We start from the raw sequence: 20,563 nt of genomic DNA, 5'->3' as shown, positions 1-20,563 counted from the left end.
GCCCGACGAAACGGGGCAAGGGGACGAGTGGGAGAGATGGCAGTGGCACCGAGGAAGAACAAGACCGTGCGGCGGATTCTCGCCACCGGGGCGGGGCTTGCGACGGTCGGGGCGCTCGTCGCCACGATGCCGTCGGCCGGGGCGTCCGGGGACGAGTTCGCCGCCGGGTACGGGAACGGCAAGGGCTGGGGCCGGATGGTCGACGTCCAGCTGCTGTCCTTCAACGACCTGCACGGCAACCTGGAGCCGCCGACGGGCTCGGCGGGCCGGCTCACCCACCTCAAGGAGGACGGGACGACCGAGACCGTCAACGGTGTCGGCGGCGTCGAGTACCTCGCCACGCACCTGCGGCAGGCCCGTCAGGGCCACCGGTACTCCGTCACCGCCGCCGCGGGCGACATGATCGGCGCGTCGCCGCTGGTCTCCGGCCTGTTCCACGACGAGCCGACCATCGAGGCGCTGAACAAGCTGAAGCTCGACGTGAGCTCGGTCGGCAACCACGAGTTCGACGAGGGCGCGCGCGAGCTGGCCCGGATACAGAACGGTGGCTGTCACCCGGTCGAGGGCTGCTTCGAGGAGGGCAGGACCTTCGAGGGGGCGGACTTCCCCTACCTCGCGGCCAACGTGACGGACGAGAAGAGCGGCAAGCCGCTGCTCGACCCGTACTTCGTCTGGGAGAAGGACGGCGTCAAGATCGGCTTCATCGGCGTCACCCTGGAAGGCACGGCGAACATCGTGTCCGCCGAGGGCGTCAAGGGCCTGAAGTTCGGCGACGAGGTCGAGACGATCAACAAGTACACCAAGGTGCTGGAGCGCAAGGGCGTGAAGTCGATCGTCGCCCTCCTCCACGAGGGCGGCGCCCCGGCCTCGGGCGCGTACAACTACGACTGCGACAGCCCGGGTCCCGGCGACGGCATCTCCGGCCCGATCGTCGACATCGCCAAGAACGTCAGCCCGCAGGTCGACGCCCTGGTCACCGGTCACACCCACCAGGCGTACGCGTGCACCATCGCGGACCCGGCGGGCAAGCCCCGCACGGTCACCTCGGCGGCCTCCTTCGGCAGGCTCTACACCGACACGACGCTCACCTACGACCGTCGCACGAAGGACATCGTCCGCACCGCCGTCGCCTCCGCGAACCACGTCGTCACCCGTACCGTGGACCCGGCCGACGACATGAGCACCCTGATCAAGCGCTGGAAGGCCCTGTCGGCGCCGATCGCCGGCCGCCCCGTCGGCCACATCTCCGCCGACATCGACAACTCCGACAAGGTGTACGAGAAGCCGCTGGGCAACCTCATCGCGGACGCGCAGCTGGAGGGCATGGCCCCGGCCGACAAGGGCGGCGCGCAGCTCGCCCTGATGAACCCGGGCGGCATCCGCATGCCGCTGGTCCACAAGCCGTCGGGCGCCGAGGGCGAAGGGGTCGTGACCTACGAAGAGGCGTACAACGTCCAGCCGTTCGCCAACATGATGACGGCGGTCGACCTGACCGGCGCCCAGCTCATCACCACGCTCCAGCAGCAGGTCAGCGGCGCCAACCTGGGGGCCCCGAAGATCCTCCAGGTGTCGAAGGGCTTCACGTACACCCTGGACATGACGAAGACGGGTGCCGACCGGATCGTGGTCGACTCGGTGCGGCTCAACGGTGAGGCGATCGACCCGGCGAAGACCTACCGGGTCGCGATGAACGAGTTCCTGGCCGGTGGCGGCGACGGCTTCCCCGTCCTGAAGGAGCACAAGAACAAGCTGGTCGGCGCGTCCGACCTGGACGTGTTCACCGCCTACCTGGGAGCCCACTCCTCGGCGGCGGCTCCGCTGCCGGTGCCGGCGACGGACCGTATCAGCGTGGTGCACCCCCCGAAGCCGTAACCAGGCTCCGGGGCGTGGCCCCGAAACCCCGGGACCCCGCCGGCCGTCACGGTCGGCGGGGTCCCGTGCGTCCGGGTCCGGATCAACAGCCGGGGACGGACTTCGAGACCTCCCCGGATGTCAACCGGCGGTCGTGGAGCCGTCGTTCAGGATTCCGTCCCGGAACGGCCCGCCGGAGGGAGGCGGATCGTATGCTTCTCGGGATCTTGTCGGAACGATCAATTTCCATGATCTCTGGGGGCAGGACTGTGAAACATCCTGGCAGACGCTCCATCACCGTCGTCCTGGCGCTTTTCCTGGCAAGTGTGGGCATATCGGCCCCCGCGCACGCCAGTCCGACCACAGGCGACCGAGTCCTCTACTGGAACCAAGCGCTGATCGACGCCTACGTCACCGCGGGCGGCTCTCCGGGACCCCTGGCTCGGGCCGGGGCCATGATGCACCTGGCCATGTACGACGCGGCCAACGCCAGCCGCTGCCACAGCAGCGGCGGCTTCAAGCCGGAGAACTGCCTCGGGGCGCTCTACACCTCAGGCATCAGCGTGAAGGCCGGCGTCGCTCCCGATGTCACGGCGGCGTTGGACCACGCCGCCCACAACGTCCTCACGTCGGCCTTTCCCGCGCTCGACTTCACCCCCTACCTCACGGCGGCCCGCACGGGCGAGCCGGTCGACGCCACCACCGCGGAGGGCAGGAGCGTCGGTGAGAAGGCCGCCGCGGCGATGATCGCCCGTCGTACCGGCGACGGATCCGGGGACACCACGCCGTACACCCCGAGCACCGCCCCCGGCCAGTGGCGGCCGACGGGCTCCGGTCCCGCGGCGGATCCGAACTGGGGCAAGGTCAAGAAGTTCATCGACTACGGCGACTACCCGTGGACGCAGTTCAAGACCACGGCGGCCGACCTGCGTCCGCAGGCGCCCGGCGGGATCGCGACGATGCCCGAGCTGCTGAAGAGCCCCGCCTACGCGGCCCAGTTCAAGGAGGTCGCGGAGCTCGGGGCGGCCGACAGCACGACACGGACCGCCGACCAGACGCAGATAGCCTGGTTCTGGGCCAACGACCTGAACGGCACCTACAAGCCGCCGGGTCAGCTCTTCACCCACACCCGGACCGTCTCCGCGCAGCGCGGACTCGACCAGCTCGCCAACGTCCGCCTCTTCGCGCTGGTCGCGGGCTCGATGGCGGACGCGGGGATCTCCGCCTGGGACGCGAAGTACCAGACCTCCATCGATCTGTGGCGGCCCGAGAGCGCCGTCCGGCTGGCCGACTCGGACGGCAACCCGGACACCGCGCAGAACAGTTCCTGGCAGCCGCTCTCGGCCGACGAAGCCGGAAACCACTTCAGCCCACCCTTCCCGGCCTACGTCTCCGGGCACGCGACCTTCGCCGGAGCGTGGGCCGAGTCGATGAAGCAGTTCTTCGGCACGGACAACATCTCCTTCACCGGTACCACCGATGATCCGCACGCGGTCGGGGTCTCCCGCACCTTCCCCACCTTCAGCGCGGCGGCCACCGAGAACGCCCGAAGCCGGGTCTACCTCGGTGTGCACTACCAGTGGGACGGCGACCTCGGCGTCGCGACGGGCCGGAAGGCCGCCGGCCAGATCATCAACAACTCGTACGGGCCGACGAGTTACAACGACAAGACACCCGTGTACAGCAGCCCCCGTCTCGCCACCGTGGGCAAGGAGTGGCTGATCAAACCCATGGGTGCCACGACCGTCGGGAACCTGTACGACGGCGCCCACACGTCCTGGTACTGGTGTGACGACTACGGGGCGGAGAACACCTACGGCCAGCTGATCTGGAACTCCTACGGCTGTGCGAACGGCTACGACGGCCGCACGCACCTCTACTACGTACCGCGCTAGTACCGGAAAGGACGGTCTTCCCGTGAGCAGGAAGCATCTCCGACGCATCGGCGTCACCGCCGGTGTGATCGCCGCGCTCGTCTCCGTCTCGGTCGTCGCCGGCGCGAACGCGAACGGATCGCAGGCCGACCCCAGCGTGCCGGGGACTCTCCGGGTCTTCGCCGGACCGTACGAGCAGGCGCAGTTCTGCGAGGGCGGTCCGACCCCGGTGATCTCCGGTGCGAGCGGCGGCGCGCTCGCCGCCTCGCCGGCCGAGTTCGGCAAGGACGCGGGCAAGAACAGGCGTTACCACTCCCTGCGGGCCACCTTCGAGGTCGCCAGGCCGGGCGAGGCCGCGCTCCTCACCAGGACCGAGCGGATCTGGCCGAACGGCATGGTCTTCAACCTCGCTCTGGGCGCGGGCGAACTGAAGCCGGGGGAGTACCGGTTCCGCCTGCACGCGAAGGGCAGCGGCCAGGACTCGGCCTGGACGCCCTGGTGCGCGTTCACCGTCACGCGGTGACCCACGGCATGCGCGCGTGAATCGCGTCTGAAGGGTCAAGAGGGCCGGTTCCCGTCGGAACCGGCCCTCGGCCGTCCCCGGGTCGCGCGGAACCGGACTTCGGCAGGCCCCGGGTCCCGCGGACGTCGGCGTCGGCGCGCCGGACCCCTGGTGTGTTTGTCGTGACCCTGTCATTATCCGGGCATGGAGCGACGACGCTTTCTCGTGGGGGCCCTTGCCGCCGGGGCCGGAGTGATGCTCGGGGCGCCCCCCGCCTCGGCCGTGGACGTACGGGCCTGGATGGCGGCGCACGGCGACGCGACGCCGCTGCGGCAGCTCACCATCCCCGGCACCCACGACTCCGGAGCGCGGTTCGGCGGCCCCTGGTCCGAGTGCCAGAACACCACCATCGCCCAGCAGCTGGACAGCGGCATCCGCTTCCTGGACATCCGGTGCCGGGTGACCGGCGGTTCCTTCGCCATCCACCACGGCGCGTCCTACCAGAACATGATGTTCGGTGACGTCCTCGTCGCCTGCCGTGCCTTCCTCACCGCGCACCCCTCCGAGACCGTCCTCATGCGGGTCAAACAGGAGTACTCCGAGGAGTCCGACGCCACCTTCCGCGCGGTCTTCGACGACTACCTCGACGGCCGCGGCTGGCGCTCCCTCTTCCGCATCGGCGACGGGCCGCCGCTCCTCGGCGAGGCCCGCGGCCGGGTCGTCCTCCTCGCCGACAACGGCGGACTGCCCGGACTGCGCTGGGCCGACGGCTCGTTCTTCTCCGTCCAGGACGACTGGAACGCGCTCCCCGACGCCAAGTACCCGAAGATCGAGTCCCACTTCCGCGCCGCCGCCGAACAGCCCGGCAAGCTGTACGTGAACTTCACCAGCACCTCCGCCTACCTGCCGCCACGCTGGAACTCCGACCGCCTGAACCCGCGCGTCCACAGCTTCCTCGACGGGTCCTGGGCGGCCGGGAGGACCGGACTCGGCATCGTCCCCATGGACTTCCCGAACACCCGCTCAGGCCTCGTCGAAGCCCTGCTCCGGCACAACTGACCCCGCCGGCGGCGGGGTCGGCGCTCCCGGCAGCCGGACCGTCGCCACGGTGCCGCCGCCCTCCGCCGGGGTGAGGGTGATCGTGCCGCCCGCGTGGTGGACCGTACGGGCCACGATCGACAGGCCCAGGCCCGAGCCCGGGAGGCTGCGGGCCGACGGGGAGCGCCAGAAGCGGTCGAAGACGTGCGGGAGCTCGTCCGGCGCGATGCCGGGGCCCTGGTCGCGGACGGTCAGCTCGCCCCGCATCAGGGTCACCTCGACCGTGCCGCGCGGCGGCGAGAACTTCACCGCGTTGTCCAGGACGTTCATCAGCGCCCGTTCGAGGGCCGCGGGCTCCGCCCGTACGTACCAGGGCGCCAGGTCCGTCACCAGGGTCAGCTCGGGGCCCCTGAGCCGGGCCCGGTCCAGGGCCGTCCGCAGGATGGTGTGGAGCGGGACCACTTCGAGCGGGCCGGGCTGCGCCGCGTCCGGGCGGGCCAGCTCCTGGAGGTCTCCGATCAGCGCCGCCAGCTCCGTCATCTGCGCCTTCACCGAGGCCATCAGGGCCCGCCGGTCGTCCGGCGGGATCGCCCGGCCCGTCTCCTCGCTGCGCGCGAGCAGTTCGACGTTCGTACGGAGGGAGGTGAGGGGCGTCCGGAGCTCGTGGCCCGCGTCCGCGATCAGCTGCGCCTGCCGGTCGCGGGACGTCGCAAGCGCCGCCGTCATCGCGTTGAAGGAGCGCGACAGACGGGCGATCTCGTCCTCGCCCTCCACCGGGATGCGCACGGTCAGGTCCTCGGTCGCGGCCACGTGCTCGACCGCCCCGGTCAGCCGGTCCACCGGCTCGAGACCGGTCCTCGCCACCCACAGGCCGGCCGCGCCCGCGCCCACGACCCCGATCCCGGAGACCAGGAGCAGCACCCAGCGCAGCGTCGACATCGAGTTGTCGATCTCGGTGAACGGCCGGGCGACCGAGACGGCGAGGCCGATCGGGCCCTCCTGCGGGTAGGTGTAGACCCGCATCTCACGCCCGGTGTCGTCCTTCACCGTGTGCAGGACGTACTCCAGCCGGCCCCGCGCCACCGCGAGATCCCCCTCGCCGGCCGGGATCGCGGCCTTCCCCGAGGTGCACACACTGCCGTTGGCGAGGATCACCTGGACCGTGTACGAACCCGCCACCGGCGGGGGTGTCGTGCCCTGGCGGCACATCGTCAGCAGGCTCTGCACCCCGTTCGCGTCCAGGCGCGTGCTGCGCAGCGAGGAGTCCATCTCGGTCTCCAGCTGCGCCCGCGTCACGAACCAGCAGGCGAGCGACACGGCCGCCACCGCCACCGCGACGGCGACCGCCGTGAGCAGCGCGAGTCGGGAGCGGAGCGGCCGGGAGCGGAACCACGCCAGGGGACTCCTCACTCGCCGCCCCCTCCCCGCAGCGCGTACCCCACGCCCCGCACTGTGTGCACGAGGCGCGGCTCGCCGCCCGCCTCCGTCTTGCGCCGCAGATACATCACGTACACGTCCAGCGAGTTCGAACTCGGCTCGAAGTCGAAGCCCCACACGGCCTTCAGGATCTGCTCCCGGGTGAGCACCTGCCGCGGGTGCGCCAGGAACATCTCCAGGAGGGTGAACTCGGTCCGCGTCAGCTCGACGGTCCGCCCGCCCCGGGACACCTCGCGCGTGGCCAGGTCCATCCGCAGGTCCTCGAAGGCCAGCACGTCGGTGTCGGCGGGGGCGGCGGCCGTGGCCGAGGCGTACGAGCTGCGCCGGAGCAGGGCCCTGATCCGGGCGAACAGCTCGTCCAGCTCGAAGGGCTTCACCAGGTAGTCGTCCGCGCCCGCGTCGAGCCCGGTGACCCGGTCGCCGACGGTGTCCCGGGCGGTGAGCATCAGGATCGGGACGGTGGAGCCGGAGGCCCTGATCCGGCGGGCCGCGGTCAGCCCGTCCATGCGGGGCATCTGGACGTCGAGGACGACGAGATCGGGGGCGTACGACTCCATCCGGGCGAGCGCGTCGAGGCCGTCGACGGCGTCCTGTGTCCCGTACCCCTCGAAGGCGAGGCTGCGGCGCAGGGCCTCCCGGACGGCGGGCTCGTCGTCGACGATGAGGATGCGCTCGGCTTCGTTTCGCTGTCCCGTCATGGCTTCAGCGTCGCACGCCGCCCCTGCGCCGGTCAGTTGTCACCGCCCGCGCGGAGGCTGTCCAGGTCGGCCTTCAGGGTGTCGACCGGGATGGCGAATCCGAGGCCGACGCTTCCGGCCGTGGAGCCGTTCGAAGAACTGGGCGAATACATGGCCGAATTGATGCCGATGATCTCGCCGTCCATATTGATCAGCGCACCGCCGGAATTCCCCGGATTGAGCGAGGCGTCGGTCTGGATCGCCTTGTACGTGGTCTTCGACGAGCCGGTGTCGCCGTTGAACTGCTGCCCGCCGAACTCGAACGGCCAGCCCTGCCGGGGGTCGTACTGCTGCTGTTCCTGCTGTCGGCTGTCGTCGTCCTTGGCGACCGTCACGTCCCGGTCGAGCGCGGAGACGATGCCGCTGGTGACCGTGCCGGTCAGGCCTTCCGGGGAGCCGATCGCCACGACCTGGTCGCCGACCCGGACCTTGGAGGAGTCGCCGAGCGTGGCCGTCCTGAGCCCGGAGGCGCCCTTCAGCTTGATGAGCGCCAGGTCCTTGTCGGGGTCCGTGCCGACGACCTCGGCCCGGTAGCTCTTGCCGTCGCTGAGCCGGACGGTGATCTCGGAGGCGCCGGAGATCACGTGGTTGTTGGTGACGATCTCCCCGTCGGAGGTGATGATCACGCCCGATCCGGTCGACTTGCCCGCGTTCGAGGCCGCGGAGATCTCGACGATGGAGGGGGAGACGGCCTCGGCGACACCGGCGACCGTGCCCGCGCTGCCCGCGGAGACGTTGGTGCCGCTCACGGCCGAGGAAGCGGCGGCGGGGGCGTCGGAGGCGAACTCCTTGACGAGCGTGGCCGCGCCGCCGCCGACCGCGGCGGCCGCGATGGCCACGGCCACCATGAGACCGGCCCCGCGCCTGGCGCGGCGACGGGAGCCCCGGCCTCCGGCGGGAGCCACGGGCGGGGCCGGCGGGCCCGTCGGCGGAGGTACGTGCCCGCCCGACGGCCAGACCGTCGTGCCCGGTTCGGTGACGATCGGCTGCGCCGGGTCGAACGGGTGCGACCGCGTCGGGTCGTACGGCGGCCTCGGCGGCTGCGGCGGGTGGAAGGGCTGCTGCGGCTGCTGCTCCGGGAAGTCCGTCATGGCTACGACTCTCGGAGCCGTACATGAGAGCCGTCTGAGGAGCGGCTGAGAAGCCCGACAGAACCCCGTATGCCCTATATAAAGGCGCGGGGTGCTGTCCTCTGGTTGCTGTCCTCTGGGTGCTTACTCGCCGCAGCCGCAGGAGCGGCGGACGACCAGGGCCGAAGGGAACAGCCTCACGCGCTCGCGGCGCGAGCCCGCCACCCGGAGCGAGTCGTCGAGGACCAGGTCCACCGCCGCCCGGGCCATCGCCGGCCGGTCCGAGGAGATCGTGGTCAGCGGCGGGTCGGTGAGCGCCGCCTCCTTCACGTCGTCGAAGCCCGCGACCGCGAGCTCCGTGGGCACCTCGATGCGCAGCTCGCGCGCCGCCCGGAGCACACCGAAGGCCTGGTCGTCGGTGGAGCAGAAGATGGCCGGCGGCCTGTCGGGGCCCGCGAGGAGCTTGAGGGCGACCTGGTAGGCGTCGTAGCGGTTGTACGGGGCCTCGAAGAGCCGGCCCTCGGTCGAGCGGCCGGCCTCCAGCATGGCGCGCCGCCAGCCCTCGACGTGGTCGGCGACCGGGTCGCCGACGGCCGGGGTGTTCGGGACGCCGCCGAGGCACGCCACATACGGGTGGCCGTGCTCCAGAAGGTGCCGGGTGGCGAGCTGGGCGCCGCCGATGTCATCGGTGACGACGGCCACGTCGTCGATCGCCTCGGGCCGCTCGTGCAGCAGCACCACGCGCGCGTCCCAGGCCTCGATCTCGCTCGCGGCCTGCTCGCTCATGCCCTGGCTGACCAGGATCAGTCCGGAGACCCGCATCCCGAGGAAGGCGCGCAGGTAGTGGACCTCACGCTCGGTGCGGTAGTCGGAGTTGCCGACGAGGACCATCTTCCCGCGCTCGGCGGCGGCCTGCTCGACCGCGTGTGCCATCTCCGCGAAGAACGGCTGCCGCGCGTCGGGGACGATCATGCCTATGAGGTCGGTGCGCCGCGAGGCCATCGCCTGGGCCACCCGGTCGGGGCGGTACCCCAGCTCCTTGATGGCGGCGAGGACACGCTCGCGCGTGGCCGGGGCGACCGGCCGGGGTCCGTTGTTGATGACGTAGCTCACGACCGCGGTAGAAGTACCTGCCAGTCGAGCTACGTCATCCCGCGTCACCTTGGCCACGCGCGGCAGTCTACGCGGGGTGACCTACCTACCGGCAGGTCGCACTGTGGCGTCCGCCACGTTCCTGTCCTCCGAGGGAGTGACACCCGCCGTGGCGTCCTTGACGCGGCCGCCCGCACGGGCGTCCTTGGCGCGCGCCTCCTCCTTGGCGCGGGCCTCCTCCGCCGCCCGCTCGACCTTCTCCGGGGTGACGAAGCGGTAGCCGACGTTACGGACGGTGCCGATGAGCGACTCGTGCTCGGGGCCCAGCTTGGCCCGCAGCCGCCGCACGTGGACGTCGACCGTCCGGGTGCCGCCGAAGTAGTCGTACCCCCACACCTCCTGGAGGAGCTGCGCGCGGGTGAAGACCCGGCCGGGGTGCTGCGCCAGGTACTTGAGCAGCTCGAACTCCTTGAAGGTCAGGTCCAGGACCCGGCCCTTGAGCTTCGCGCTGTACGTCGCCTCGTCGACCGACAGGTCACCGTTGCGGATCTCCATGGGGGAGTCGTCGGCGACGATCTGCTGCCGGCCCATGGCGAGCCGGAGGCGTGCCTCGACCTCGGCCGGGCCCGCGGTGTCGAGGAGGACGTCGTCGATGCCCCAGTCGGCGGTGACAGCCGCGAGGCCGCCCTCGGTGACGACGAGGATCAGGGGGCAGCCGGGCCCGGTGGACCGCAGCAGCTGGCAGAGCGAACGGACCTGCGGGAGGTCCCGCCTGCCGTCGACGAGGATGACGTCCGCGCCGGGGGTGTCCACGAGGGCGGGGCCCTCGGCCGGTGCCACCCGGACGTTGTGGAGCAGCAGACCGAGTGCGGGAAGCACCTCGGTCGACGGCTGGAGAGCGTTGGTGAGGAGCAGCAGTGAGCTCATCGCGCCCCACCTGCCGTCACTGCCGTCGGTCGGTCGTGCTTCGGTCGCTCGCTCATAACGTCGGTTCCTCCTCGGTCCCTGCGAGGACGTGCACTGCTTCGTACAAACACTGCTTCACGCAGATCACTGCGGGCTCTCGCGCCCTGAGAGCTTTTGTTCATCCGTCCGTAACAACGGTCGGAAAACGCAAAAGGACCCGGGGGCTGCGTCGCCCGGATCCTCTGCCCAGCAGAATAGCCCACATGAGTTCAGAGGGAGAGGGCGGATTTCACATGGTGGATGTCTCCCTGATCACTTCCGGATCCCGACGGGCCATGTTGCGTACCGATGACGGTGTCCGGATCGAGGCGGTTTACGAACCCTCCACCGCAAGTGTCACCGATACGGCCGTCGTCGTGGCGCACGGGTTCACCGGGTCGGCCGACCGGCCCGCCGTCCGGCGCGCCGCCCGGGCCTTCGCGGAGCGTGGCGCGGCCGTCGTGACCTTCTCCTTCCGCGGGCACGGCCGCTCCGGCGGCCTGTCCACCGTCGGCGACCGGGAGGTCCTCGACCTGTCCGCCGCCGTCCGCTGGGCCCGCCGCCTCGGCCACGCGCGCGTGGCGACGGTCGGCTTCTCCATGGGCGGGTCCGTGGTCCTGCGCCACGCGGCCCTCGACCGGGGGACGGAGGGACGGGCCGACGCGGTGGCCGCCGTCTCCGCGCCGGCCCGCTGGTACTACCGGGGTACGGCCCCGATGCGCCGCCTCCACTGGGTGGTCACCCGGCCGGAGGGCCGCCTCGTCGGCCGTTACGGGCTCCGCACCCGGATCGACAGGCGCGCCTGGGACCCCGTGCCCCTCTCTCCCGTGGAGGCCGTGCCGCTGATCGCGCCGACTCCGTTGCTGATCGTGCACGGCGACCGGGACGCGTACTTCCCGCTCGACCACCCCCGGATGCTGGCCGCGGCCGGTGACGCGGAGCTGTGGCTGGAACGGGGCATGGGCCACGCCGAGAACGCCGCCGGCGAGGAGCTGCTCACCCGGCTCGGGGGCTGGCTCACGCGCGCATAGCCCATCATGGGGAGCGGCGCGCACACGAACGAAGGGAGCGCCGCTATGGCAGCGGGAACCATCCGCTACTGGGCCGCGGCCAAGGCCGCGGCCGGTGTCGCGGAGGAGCCGTACACCGCCGAGCACCTCGCGGAGGCGCTCGACGCCGTCCGCGCGAAGCACCCGGGCGAGCTCGTCCAGGTCCTCCGGCGGTGCTCGTTCCTGGTCGACGGTGACCCCGTCGGGACCCGGAGCCATGAGACGGTACGGCTTGCCGAGGGCGGCACGGTCGAGGTGCTCCCCCCGTTCGCAGGAGGGTGAACCCCAGAGCAATGAGCAACGACCAGTACTACGGCGGGCAGCAGTACGACCCGTACGCGAACGGGAACCAGGGGCAGGGTCAGGGCGGGCAGGGGGCGGAGAGCCCCGACGTCACCCAGACGTGGGAGGGCCAGACCTGGGACACCCAGTACCAGCCGGCCGTCTCGTACGACCAGATCCAGGCCGCGCGGGCGGGGGCCGCCCAGGCCCCCGCGGCCTACGGGGCGCAGGAGGCGGAGGCGGCGGAGGCGTACGGTCAGCCGTACGAGCCGCACCAGTCGTATGAGCCGTACCAGTCGTACGGCACGCCCGTCCCGTCCTATGACGCCGGGCCGCAGCAGGTTCCGGCGCCCGCTCCCGCCCCGGCGATGGCTCCGGCGGCTCCGGCGGCCGGTTCGGTGGCCGGTTCGCCGGCCGGCTCGGCCGTAGGGGAGACGGGCCCCGCCTGGTCCACGCCCAGTACCTCGGGCAACACCCGGATCACCGACGCCCAGCGGGCCCGGGCCGAAGGACGCTCGCCCGTGATCGAGCCGGGGATGCAGCCCGCCGCGCTCACCGCCGTCCTCGGACTGCTGCTCGCCGGGGGCGCCGCCCTCGGCACATACGGCCTGCTCGTCCCGCTCGTCCTGCTCCAGGGCCTCACCGCCGCCGGCTGGTTCCGGCTCAACGGCATGTGGCCCGCCCGGCAGGGAATCGCCCTCGCCTTCGCCGGCGGGCTCGCGGCCGACGCCGCCCTGCTCGCCACCGGTCGCGAGCACGCGGCCGCCGCGATGCTCGGCACGCTGGGCGCCTGGGTGCTGCTCTGTCTCGTCCTCCAGCTGCGCAGCCACGCCGACCCGGACGAGCGGATGTACGGCCTGATGGCCACCGTGGCCTCGGCGGCGCTGACCGTCGTCGCCACCGGGCACCTCGGGGCCGCGTCCGACGCGGTGGTCGTCGGCGGGGTCGCCGTCGCCGCCACCGTCCTGGCCCGTGCCCTCCCGCTGCCCGGCCCGGTCTCTCTGGTCGCCGCGCTGCTCGCCTCCGCGGGCGCGGGGATCGCGGCGGGCGGTCTCACCGGCCTGGGCACGTCCGGGGCGCTGCTCGGCCTCGGGGCCGGGATCTGCGCGCTCGTCGGCCTGCGGGTGGCCAGTTACGACTACCCGTCCCGCTTCGTCCACATGACGGCCGGGGTCGCGCTGCCGCTGACGGCCGCGGCGCCCGCCGTGTACCTCCTCGGCCGGGCGCTGGCCTGACCCCGAGGCGGCCCTGACGCCGCCCCGACGCGCCCCTGACCGGACCCTGGTCCGGGGGCCGCGCGGGAACCAACCGGCCCCCCGGCACGTCGATCTTCGTGTCGGGGGGCCGGACATATTCATTTCCATCGGGGGGACACTCAGCCCATGCGAGCACTGCGGATTCTGTTGATCGTGGCCGTCGTGCTGGGCGGGGTCCTCGTCGGGACAGACCGGCTGGCCCTGGCCTACGCCGAGTCGGAGGCGTCGAGCCGGGTGAAGCTCTCGGCCGTCGAAAGCGACTCGATCGAGGTCGACATCAAGGGCTTCCCGTTCCTCACCCAGGTCGCCGGCAAGCGGTTCGACGAGGTCGACGTGAAGGCGACCGGTGTCTCGGCGACGGCGGGCAGCCGGCGCGTCCGGGTCGGCGAGCTGACCATGGCGCTGCGGGACGTCACCGTGACCGGCGACTGGGCGGGGGCGAAGGCGGGTTCCGCGAGCGGGACCGCCCTCATCTCGTACGCGGACCTCACCGCCGCGTCCGACCGGGAGGCCACCGTCGCCTACGGCGAGAACGGCAAGGTGAAGGTGACCGGCGGGGTGACGATCATGGGCCGCACCCTGACCCGCACGGTCCTGTCGACGGTGACCGTGGTGAACGGCGACACGATCCGGGTCCGCGCCGACGAGGTGCCGGGCGAGGGCATCCCCGGCATCGAGGAACTGGTCCGTGAGCGGACCGACTTCGAGCGCCCGATCGGGGCGATCGCCGGCATGAAGGTGGAGAAGGTCGAGCCCAGGCCGGAGGGTCTGGCCGTCTCGGTGTCCGGCACGGACATAGTCCTCGCGGGCTGACGGCACCCGCGGGCGCGGTCCGCGGAGCGCCGGGAGCAACCCCGGGAGCCTCCGGAGACCCGTACGTACCCCTTGGTCACATGTTGAGACGACGCTGTCCGAAGCGCAGAAACGGTGCTGGACGCCGGGCCGCGGGGGCCTCCGGAGCCCCTCCGTACGGTGATCGCGTCTCGCATCTCGGACGATCGCGTCTCAAAATACGACACACCGGTGACACGGCCGCCTGTCCGTCCCTACGATCGAGGGCATGAAGCGACAGGCGGATCTCACGAAGCGGCGGGCAGTAGACCTGTGCCGCGTCGCCGCCATGCTCTGTCGCTCCGTCTGAGCGGGACTCACCACTCCCGTATTCCTCAGGCCCTCCGACCGAGGTCAGGGCCTGCCTGTGTAGCCGTACGCACGTCCGCTGTCCGTACGCACGCGACGACGCGTACCGCACCACACCCGCACCACACCGCCGCACACTGCCCCGGAGGAGAACAGCATGGCTCGCAGCGACGTCCTGGTCGACGCGGACTGGGTCGAGGCCAACCTCGACAACCCGCAGGTCGCCATCGTCGAGGTCGACGAGGACACTTCGGCCTACGAGAAGAACCACATCCGCAACGCCATCCGGATCGACTGGACCCAGGACCTTCAGGACCCGGTCCGCCGTGACTTCATCGACCAGGAGGGCTTCGAGAAGCTCCTCTCGGCGAAGGGCATCGCGAACGACACCACGGTCGTCCTCTACGGCGGCAACAACAACTGGTTCGCCTCGTACGCCTACTGGTACTTCAAGCTCTACGGCCACCAGGACGTGAAGCTCCTCGACGGCGGCCGCAAGAAGTGGGAGCTCGACTCCCGCGACCTGGTCGACGGCTCCGAGGTCCCGGCCCGCCCGGCCACCGAGTACAAGGCCAAGGCCCAGGACTCCTCGATCCGTGCCTTCCGCGACGACGTCGTGGCCGCGATCGGCGCGCAGAACCTGGTCGACGTCCGCTCGCCCGACGAGTTCTCCGGCAAGCTGCTCGCCCCGGCGCACCTCCCGCAGGAGCAGTCGCAGCGCCCCGGCCACGTGCCGAGCGCCCGCAACATCCCGTGGTCGAAGAACGCCAACGACGACGGCACGTTCAAGTCGGACGACGAGCTCAAGGCCCTCTACGAGGCCGAGCAGGTCGACCTGGCGAAGGACACCATCGCCTACTGCCGCATCGGTGAGCGCTCCGCGCTGACCTGGTTCGTCCTGCACGAGCTGCTCGAGGTCACCAACGTCAAGAACTACGACGGCTCGTGGACCGAGTACGGCTCCCTCGTCGGCGTGCCGATCGAGCTCGGCGCCAACAAGTAATCCCCGGACCCTCCCCTCCTCCGGACCCCTCGACCGTAAGGACAGAACGACATGTGTGGAGCGCAGCCCGGCGGCCCCGACGCCTCGACGATCAAGCCCGGTGAGACCACCATCCAGGGCTTCGTGACCAAGGACGGCGAGCCCGTCACCGGTTACGTCCGCCTCCTGGACTCGACCGGCGAGTTCACGGCCGAGGTCCCGACCTCCGCCACCGGCCAGTTCCGTTTCTACGCGGCCGAGGGCACCTGGACCGTCCGCGCCCTGGTCCCCGGCGGCACCGCCGACCGCCAGGTCGTGGCCCAGAAGGGTGGCCTCGCGGAGGTCGCCATCGCGGTGTGACCCCGCAACGCTGAACCGGCCGAAGGGCCGTGCCTCCTGGGGGGTTGGACGCCATTTCCAGGACTAGAGGCACGGCCCTTCGGTCTTCTTTCTTCTCGCGGCCTCCGGCCGCCGTGAACGCCGGTCGGCCCGGTCGTACGCTGAAGGTGTGTACGCACGACGTCGCCACGTCTATTTCTGGATGATGGGCGCCTGCCTGGTCCTCTTCGTGGGCGCCTGGGCCGTCGTGCGGCTCTTCTCGATGCCGGTGGCCATCGGCATGTGCGTGGTCGCCATGCTCATCCCCCCGGTCGCCGCGATGGTCGCGAACCGCCGGGGCCCGGAGGACCGCTGGTGGGACGACCCGTCGGGCGACCCGACGTCGGACGAGTGGTGGGACGAGCTGGACGGCAAGAAGCGCCGGGAGCGCTAGCGCCGCGAGGCCGGGTCAGTAGACGAGGGCCTGCGTCCCGTCCGTCAGGGCCTCCTGGACGAACACCTGGGCGCCGGCGATGCGGACGCCGTCCAGGACGTCCTTCTCCGTGATCTCCCGCCGCGCCGCGCACTGGGTGCAGAGCGTGATGCGCCCGGCCGCCAGGATCGAGTCGATCAGGTCCGGCAGCGGCGCCGCGTGGGGGAGTTCGAACTCGGCGGCCCGGCCCGGGAGGGCGAACCACGAGGACTCGCCGGTCAGCCAGAGCGAGACCTCGACGCCGCTGGCGACGGCGACGGCGGCCACCGTGAAGGCCTGGGAGCAGCGTTCGGGGGCGTCGGCCCCTGCGGTCACCTTGATCACGAGCTTCTTCGCCATATACCGAACTGTAATGCGCGGTGCTGCAACCTCATGCGCACCTCACGTGTCAGCTGGGTGCGCGGATAACGGAATCCGTGCTTCAGGTCTCGTGGGGGGACTCTTGAGCAACGAAGAAAGTATCCAAAATCCGGAAACGGCACCGCCACCGGGGCCGGAGGCCGGCGCGGAAGCAGCGCCTCCGGTCGACTCGCGGGACGCGGCGCCGGATGTGCCCTCGGACACACCGCCCACCGCACGGCCGCGCCGCCGCGCCCTCCGCACGGCCGGCCTGATAGCCGTCGCCGCCGTCCTCGGCCTCGTCGGCGGCACGGCGGTCGGCTACGGCATCCAGGCCGAACGGGAGCCGGTCCCGCTCCCGCCGCTGAACCAGCCCGGTCTGGCCTACCCGAAGCCGCTCCCGAAGGGCCAGGAGCCGGATCCGCTGCCCGCCTCGGAGGACCTTCAGGCGAAGGCGCAGGGCGACCTGCGGAAGCTGCTGCTGCCGAAGCCCGCGGGGGCGAGGAAGGACGAGTTCGGGGACCGCGACGGCTGGATGTCCGTCGACGACTTCGCCTCCGACTTCAAGCGGCCCGGGGACGCGCTGAGCTACCAGCTGGAACTGGGCATCCGTCGCGTCGCGGTCACGTCCTGGGATTCGGGCAAGGACCGGACGACCGAGATCCGCCTGATCCAGTACCGCTCCGGCGACGTCCTCGGTGCGCGGGACTACATCGAGGACCAGAACGGCTACATGCCCGACGAGGACTACGCGAACGGCGAGGGTGAGGTCCTCAAGGGCTCCGCCGACGGCCGCTACTACGTCTTCCCCGTGCACCGTGAGGCCGGCTACCTGGACATCCACCAGGCCAGGGCCTACTTCCACCGCGGGGACATCGCGGTCGAGATCTTGGTCTTCGACACGAAGAAGATCTCGGAGAAGGACATCCGTTCGCTGGCCGAGCGACAGCTGGGGCGCCTGTGAGTGAGGACCGGAACGACGTGACCGTACCTGTCGACGAGACCGTGCCCGTCGGGCAGCCGCCGAAGCGGAGAGGCGGCGCGCGCCGCGTCCTGCTCGGGGTCGTGCTGCCCGCTGTGCTCGTCCTCGGCGTGGCCGGGGGCGGGGTGGCGTACACCGCCGTCACCGTCTCCTCCGCCGACCGGACCGCGCCGACGGAGGTGTGGGCCCCCGCGGACTCGACCGCGCAGGACAAGGACCCGGCCGAGATCGCCGCGCGTGGCAAGGCCGGGACGCCGCTGAGCAAGCTGCTGCTGCCCGTGCCGGCCGGGTATGAGCTCGGTCCCGACCACAAGCTGTACGGGAACGACGGCGAGCTCGGCCCGAAGGAGGCCGTCGCGCTGGTGAAGCAGGAGGGCGAGGGGCTCTCCGGCAAGAAGCGGCGCGAGTACGAGAAGGCGGTCGACCGGCTCGGCATCCAGGGCGTCGCGGTGCGCACCTTCGCCGACCTCGGCGACGCCGCCGTCACCTCCGTCACCCTCACGCGGATGAAGGACAAGAGGCGGATCAAGGACAGCTTCACCCTGCGCAGGGACCTTCTGGAGGCTTTGAAGTTCCCGAAGGGGCCCAAGGTGAAGGACCACAGGAACGCGGCCTGCTACCTGGTGCCCGAGGACAAGACGCTGAACAAGAAGGAGCGGGAGGAGCAGCTGGAAGGCATGATCTGCGTCGCCTACGACTCCGAGGTCATGGTCGCGGTCACGGCGGCGAGCGCCAAGCCGTTCGACCGGACGGCCGTGGCGGACCTGCTGAAGCAGCAGCTCGACCACATCGAGTCCCCGGGGGAGTACGTATGACCGAGCAGACCCAGACCCAGAACCAGGGCGAACTTCGGGCCGAGGCCCCGATCGAGCCGAAGCCCGACGTCCAGGCCGCTCCGGGGGCCGAGCCCGCGCCCGTCCCCGCACCCGCGCCCAAGAAGTCCCGGCGGCCTCTGCTCCGGGGCATCGCCCGGTGGACCGCCGCCGTTCTCGTGTGCGGCGGTGTGGGGACCGGTGCGGCCATGGGGATCACCGCCGTGGACCGCGACCGGGTGCCCGGCCTCGCGACCGAGTCCGACGGCCGCTGGACCTACCCGAAGCTCGCCCTTCCGGCGCTGCCCGAGGGGGTCCAGCGCCCCTTCACCACCGGCAACGAAGGCGAGATCCACCACGCCGACCTGCGGAAGCTCGTACTGCCCGCTCCGGAGGGCGCGAAGGTCGACCCCGCCCTGAACGGCGGCTGGATCGGCATCGACACGTACCTCACCCACTTCTACGCCGACGACCGGGTCGCGGTGAAGGAGGCCCTGGCCGACTCCGCCCTGCGGCACATCGCCGCCCGCGGCTGGACGACGCCGGACGGTACGGCCACCCGCGTGTACCTGCTGAGGTTCTCCTCGGTCGCGTTCGCGGAGGCGTTCAAGGACGACGTCATGGACACGGGCACCCGAGGCAGCAGGCTCCCCGACGGTGTCGAGGGCGAGACGCTGGACGACTCCGTGAAGGACGTGCGGCTCTCCTACCTCTCGCTGTACACCTACGACGAGCGGAAGCCGCACGGCCCGGAGCAGACCCGCTGGGCCTACATCCAGGCCGGCGACACGTTCGCCGTGGTCACCCAGACCCGCAAGGGCGAGGCGCTGACCGTGCCGTTCCAGCAGACCGTCACCCTCCAGGCGCAGCTGCTCGGCTAGGTCCGCCGCGCGAGACCCACCTCACCGAGTGGGCCGGGCCCCCGCCCACTAAGCTGGGGTCCGGCCCGTTCCGCCTTCACCGCTCGTCGAGGAGCACCCTGTGATCATTTTCTTCGAAATCCTGCTGGTCCTGGTCGCCGTCGGCGTGCTCGCCTTCACCGGACTGGCTGTGAAGAAGCTGTACCAGGGTCAGCGCTAACCACTTCTAGAGAACGCCAGAGCTGCTCATGATCGAGATCCCGTCCGACCTCAACCCGGACCTCGTCCCCCTCGCGTTCCTGCTCGGTACGTGGGAGGGCGCGGGTGTCTCCGACTTCCCCGGCGCCGAGAAGTGCAACTTCGGTCAGTCCGTGACGTTCAGCCACGACGGCCGGGACTTCCTCGAGTACACCTCCCACTCCTGGGTCCTGGACGACGAGGGCAACAAGGTCCGTCCGCTGGAGAGCGAGAGCGGCTACTGGCGCATCGACAAGGACCGCAAGGTCGAGGTCGTCATGGTCCGCGACCAGGGCATCGTCGAGATCTGGTACGGCGAGCTCGCCGACCAGAAGCCGCAGATCGACCTGGCGACGGACGCCGTCGCCCGGACGGCGGCCTCGGGCCCGTACTCCGGCGGCAAGCGCCTGTACGGCTACGTGAAGAGCGACCTGATGTGGGTGGGCGAGAAGGCGACCCCCGAGGTCCCGCTGCGGCCGTACATGTCGGCGCACCTCAAGAAGGTCGTGACGCCGGAAGAGGTCGCGGAGATGGCCCGCAACCTCGGCGACCTGCCGGACGACGGCATCGCCTTCTTCCGCTAGAGCCACCGGAAGCCTGGGGCGGAGCGCCGCGCCCTCCTACACTGGGGGGCGTGGTGAGCACCGACTGGAAGAGCGACCTGCGGCAGCGCGGCTATCGGCTGACGCCGCAGCGTCAGCTTGTCCTGGAGGCCGTCGACGCGCTGGAGCACGCGACGCCCGACGACATCCTCGTCGAGGTCCGCAGGACCGCCTCGGGGGTGAACATCTCCACCGTCTACCGGACCCTGGAGCTCCTGGAGGAGCTCGGTCTGGTGAGCCACGCCCATCTGGGGCACGGGGCTCCGACGTACCACCTCGCCGACCGGCACCACCATCTGCACCTGGTCTGCCGGGACTGCTCCGGGGTGATCGAGGCCGATGTCGAGGTGGCCGCCGAGTTCACCGGGAAGCTCCGTGAGACCTTCGGGTTCGAGACGGACATGAAGCACTTCGCGATCTTCGGGCGGTGCGGCGACTGCGCCGGGAAGGCCGCCGGCGACGGCGCCACGAAGGCCGCCGGCGCCGAGTCGTAGGCTTGCCGTATGCAGCGACCTTCCACGACCAGCCCCCTGCTGTCCCTGCCCGGTGCCCTGGCCGCGCACCATCCCCATGACGCCGCCCTGCGAGCCCATGAACATCGTGCCCTGCCGAAGGCTCCCGTCGAAGGCGAGCTGGCGGTCTGCCTCCACATAGAGGGTGTCTCC

General features: G+C 71.1%; 22 protein-coding genes and 2 pseudogenes. 17 read left to right on the top strand and 7 right to left on the bottom strand.

Annotated elements, in window-relative coordinates:
- Positions 1 to 36 precede the first annotated feature (36 nt).
- From ACFVYX_RS29770 to ACFVYX_RS29755, 4 genes are all read left to right on the top strand, one after another.
- Positions 37 to 1,872 (top strand): bifunctional metallophosphatase/5'-nucleotidase, encoded by a 1,836-nt coding sequence (locus ACFVYX_RS29770; protein ID WP_389684580.1) that lies wholly within the window; start codon positions 37 to 39, stop codon positions 1,870 to 1,872.
- A 305-nt stretch (positions 1,873 to 2,177) separates the two neighbouring features.
- Positions 2,178 to 3,746 carry a vanadium-dependent haloperoxidase gene (locus ACFVYX_RS29765; RefSeq protein WP_389684579.1) on the top strand — a complete coding sequence of 523 codons (1,569 nt, stop codon included), beginning with the start codon at positions 2,178 to 2,180 and terminating at the stop codon, positions 3,744 to 3,746.
- Between the two features lie 22 nt (positions 3,747 to 3,768).
- Complete coding sequence (locus ACFVYX_RS29760) at positions 3,769 to 4,248, top strand: hypothetical protein (protein ID WP_389684578.1); 480 nt, start codon at positions 3,769 to 3,771, stop codon at positions 4,246 to 4,248.
- Between the two features lie 183 nt (positions 4,249 to 4,431).
- Positions 4,432 to 5,286 (top strand): phosphatidylinositol-specific phospholipase C, encoded by an 855-nt coding sequence (locus ACFVYX_RS29755; RefSeq protein ID WP_389684577.1) that lies wholly within the window; start codon positions 4,432 to 4,434, stop codon positions 5,284 to 5,286.
- Here the strand turns inward: ACFVYX_RS29755 and ACFVYX_RS29750 are convergent.
- From ACFVYX_RS29750 to ACFVYX_RS29730, 5 genes are all read right to left on the bottom strand, one after another.
- The gene (locus tag ACFVYX_RS29750) at positions 5,251 to 6,675 is read right to left on the bottom strand and encodes a sensor histidine kinase (protein WP_389684576.1); all 1,425 of its coding nucleotides are present in this window, start codon (positions 6,673 to 6,675) and stop codon (positions 5,251 to 5,253) included. The genes ACFVYX_RS29755 and ACFVYX_RS29750 overlap by 36 nt on opposite strands.
- On the bottom strand, positions 6,672 to 7,400 hold the full coding sequence (locus tag ACFVYX_RS29745) for a response regulator transcription factor (protein ID WP_389684575.1): 729 nt from the start codon (positions 7,398 to 7,400) through the stop codon (positions 6,672 to 6,674). Before ACFVYX_RS29745 ends, ACFVYX_RS29750 begins: the two co-directional genes overlap by 4 nt.
- A gap of 32 nt (positions 7,401 to 7,432) precedes the next feature.
- A complete protein-coding gene (locus ACFVYX_RS29740) occupies positions 7,433 to 8,530 on the bottom strand; it encodes a S1C family serine protease (protein ID WP_389684574.1) in 1,098 nt (365 codons plus the stop codon).
- A 123-nt stretch (positions 8,531 to 8,653) separates the two neighbouring features.
- A complete protein-coding gene (locus tag ACFVYX_RS29735; protein ID WP_389684573.1) occupies positions 8,654 to 9,679 on the bottom strand; it encodes a LacI family DNA-binding transcriptional regulator in 1,026 nt (341 codons plus the stop codon).
- Between the two features lie 24 nt (positions 9,680 to 9,703).
- Positions 9,704 to 10,528 (bottom strand): response regulator transcription factor, encoded by an 825-nt coding sequence (locus ACFVYX_RS29730; RefSeq protein ID WP_389684572.1) that lies wholly within the window; start codon positions 10,526 to 10,528, stop codon positions 9,704 to 9,706.
- Between the two features lie 242 nt (positions 10,529 to 10,770).
- Here ACFVYX_RS29730 and ACFVYX_RS29725 point away from each other — a divergent pair, with 242 nt between their 5' ends.
- From ACFVYX_RS29725 to ACFVYX_RS29690, 8 genes and pseudogenes are all read left to right on the top strand, one after another.
- On the top strand, positions 10,771 to 11,577 hold the full coding sequence (locus ACFVYX_RS29725) for an alpha/beta hydrolase (protein ID WP_389684571.1): 807 nt from the start codon (positions 10,771 to 10,773) through the stop codon (positions 11,575 to 11,577).
- Positions 11,578 to 11,622: 45 nt separating this feature from the next.
- A complete protein-coding gene (locus ACFVYX_RS29720) occupies positions 11,623 to 11,877 on the top strand; it encodes a MoaD/ThiS family protein (RefSeq protein ID WP_056553551.1) in 255 nt (84 codons plus the stop codon).
- An 11-nt stretch (positions 11,878 to 11,888) separates the two neighbouring features.
- On the top strand, positions 11,889 to 13,112 hold the full coding sequence (locus tag ACFVYX_RS29715; RefSeq protein WP_389684570.1) for a hypothetical protein: 1,224 nt from the start codon (positions 11,889 to 11,891) through the stop codon (positions 13,110 to 13,112).
- Positions 13,113 to 13,259: 147 nt separating this feature from the next.
- Positions 13,260 to 13,946: a DUF2993 domain-containing protein gene (locus ACFVYX_RS29710; RefSeq protein WP_389684569.1), complete on the top strand. Its 687-nt coding sequence runs from the start codon at positions 13,260 to 13,262 to the stop codon at positions 13,944 to 13,946.
- Between the two features lie 247 nt (positions 13,947 to 14,193).
- Positions 14,194 to 14,274 carry a putative leader peptide gene (locus ACFVYX_RS29705; protein WP_350497993.1) on the top strand — a complete coding sequence of 27 codons (81 nt, stop codon included), beginning with the start codon at positions 14,194 to 14,196 and terminating at the stop codon, positions 14,272 to 14,274.
- Between the two features lie 156 nt (positions 14,275 to 14,430).
- Positions 14,431 to 15,276, top strand: a complete 846-nt coding sequence (locus ACFVYX_RS29700) for a sulfurtransferase (RefSeq protein WP_384111491.1) — start codon at positions 14,431 to 14,433, stop codon at positions 15,274 to 15,276.
- Positions 15,277 to 15,327: 51 nt separating this feature from the next.
- Positions 15,328 to 15,615, top strand: coding sequence for a DUF1416 domain-containing protein (locus tag ACFVYX_RS29695; protein WP_017242395.1), 288 nt, complete (start codon positions 15,328 to 15,330; stop codon positions 15,613 to 15,615).
- A gap of 136 nt (positions 15,616 to 15,751) precedes the next feature.
- Positions 15,752 to 16,027, top strand: a pseudogene (locus tag ACFVYX_RS29690) (DUF3099 domain-containing protein); the annotation flags it as partial.
- A 15-nt stretch (positions 16,028 to 16,042) separates the two neighbouring features.
- On the opposite strand, the gene ACFVYX_RS29685 reads toward ACFVYX_RS29690, so the two are convergent.
- Positions 16,043 to 16,405, bottom strand: a complete 363-nt coding sequence (locus tag ACFVYX_RS29685) for a DsrE family protein (RefSeq protein ID WP_389684568.1) — start codon at positions 16,403 to 16,405, stop codon at positions 16,043 to 16,045.
- A gap of 211 nt (positions 16,406 to 16,616) precedes the next feature.
- On the opposite strand from ACFVYX_RS29685, the gene ACFVYX_RS29680 reads away from it, so the two are divergent.
- From ACFVYX_RS29680 to ACFVYX_RS29660, 5 genes are all read left to right on the top strand, one after another.
- On the top strand, positions 16,617 to 17,369 hold the full coding sequence (locus tag ACFVYX_RS29680; protein ID WP_389684567.1) for a hypothetical protein: 753 nt from the start codon (positions 16,617 to 16,619) through the stop codon (positions 17,367 to 17,369).
- Between the two features lie 17 nt (positions 17,370 to 17,386).
- Positions 17,387 to 18,202 (top strand): hypothetical protein, encoded by an 816-nt coding sequence (locus ACFVYX_RS29675; protein ID WP_389684566.1) that lies wholly within the window; start codon positions 17,387 to 17,389, stop codon positions 18,200 to 18,202.
- Positions 18,199 to 19,080, top strand: coding sequence for a hypothetical protein (locus ACFVYX_RS29670; RefSeq protein WP_389684565.1), 882 nt, complete (start codon positions 18,199 to 18,201; stop codon positions 19,078 to 19,080). Before ACFVYX_RS29675 ends, ACFVYX_RS29670 begins: the two co-directional genes overlap by 4 nt.
- 227 nt (positions 19,081 to 19,307) lie before the next feature.
- Entirely contained in the window at positions 19,308 to 19,880 is a 573-nt protein-coding gene (locus ACFVYX_RS29665) for an FABP family protein (protein ID WP_389684564.1), read from the top strand.
- Positions 19,881 to 19,930: 50 nt separating this feature from the next.
- Complete coding sequence (locus tag ACFVYX_RS29660; protein WP_389684563.1) at positions 19,931 to 20,392, top strand: Fur family transcriptional regulator; 462 nt, start codon at positions 19,931 to 19,933, stop codon at positions 20,390 to 20,392.
- Between the two features lie 42 nt (positions 20,393 to 20,434).
- Here ACFVYX_RS29660 and ACFVYX_RS29655 read toward each other — a convergent pair.
- A pseudogene (locus tag ACFVYX_RS29655) lies at positions 20,435 to 20,563 on the bottom strand (AIM24 family protein); the annotation flags it as partial.

The organism is Streptomyces sp. NPDC058326 (genome assembly GCF_042879855.1).
GTDB lineage: Bacteria > Actinomycetota > Actinomycetes > Streptomycetales > Streptomycetaceae > Streptomyces.
This window is presented reverse-complemented; position numbering and strand designations above follow the sequence as displayed.

Excerpts from the sequence above, each read along its gene's own strand:
- ACFVYX_RS29770 (WP_389684580.1), top strand. The coding sequence starts at position 37 with ATGGCAGTGGCACCGAGGAAGAACAAGACCGTGCGGCGGATTCTCGCC.
- ACFVYX_RS29755 (WP_389684577.1), top strand. The coding sequence starts at position 4,432 with ATGGAGCGACGACGCTTTCTCGTGGGGGCCCTTGCCGCCGGGGCCGGA.
- ACFVYX_RS29745 (WP_389684575.1), bottom strand. The coding sequence starts at position 7,400 with ATGACGGGACAGCGAAACGAAGCCGAGCGCATCCTCATCGTCGACGAC.
- ACFVYX_RS29740 (WP_389684574.1), bottom strand. The coding sequence starts at position 8,530 with ATGACGGACTTCCCGGAGCAGCAGCCGCAGCAGCCCTTCCACCCGCCG.
- ACFVYX_RS29730 (WP_389684572.1), bottom strand. The coding sequence starts at position 10,528 with ATGAGCTCACTGCTGCTCCTCACCAACGCTCTCCAGCCGTCGACCGAG.
- ACFVYX_RS29725 (WP_389684571.1), top strand. The coding sequence starts at position 10,771 with ATGAGTTCAGAGGGAGAGGGCGGATTTCACATGGTGGATGTCTCCCTG.
- ACFVYX_RS29720 (WP_056553551.1), top strand. The coding sequence starts at position 11,623 with ATGGCAGCGGGAACCATCCGCTACTGGGCCGCGGCCAAGGCCGCGGCC.
- ACFVYX_RS29715 (WP_389684570.1), top strand. The coding sequence starts at position 11,889 with ATGAGCAACGACCAGTACTACGGCGGGCAGCAGTACGACCCGTACGCG.
- ACFVYX_RS29710 (WP_389684569.1), top strand. The coding sequence starts at position 13,260 with ATGCGAGCACTGCGGATTCTGTTGATCGTGGCCGTCGTGCTGGGCGGG.
- ACFVYX_RS29705 (WP_350497993.1), top strand. The coding sequence starts at position 14,194 with ATGAAGCGACAGGCGGATCTCACGAAGCGGCGGGCAGTAGACCTGTGC.
- ACFVYX_RS29700 (WP_384111491.1), top strand. The coding sequence starts at position 14,431 with ATGGCTCGCAGCGACGTCCTGGTCGACGCGGACTGGGTCGAGGCCAAC.
- ACFVYX_RS29695 (WP_017242395.1), top strand. The coding sequence starts at position 15,328 with ATGTGTGGAGCGCAGCCCGGCGGCCCCGACGCCTCGACGATCAAGCCC.
- ACFVYX_RS29685 (WP_389684568.1), bottom strand. The coding sequence starts at position 16,405 with ATGGCGAAGAAGCTCGTGATCAAGGTGACCGCAGGGGCCGACGCCCCC.
- ACFVYX_RS29670 (WP_389684565.1), top strand. The coding sequence starts at position 18,199 with ATGACCGAGCAGACCCAGACCCAGAACCAGGGCGAACTTCGGGCCGAG.
- ACFVYX_RS29665 (WP_389684564.1), top strand. The coding sequence starts at position 19,308 with ATGATCGAGATCCCGTCCGACCTCAACCCGGACCTCGTCCCCCTCGCG.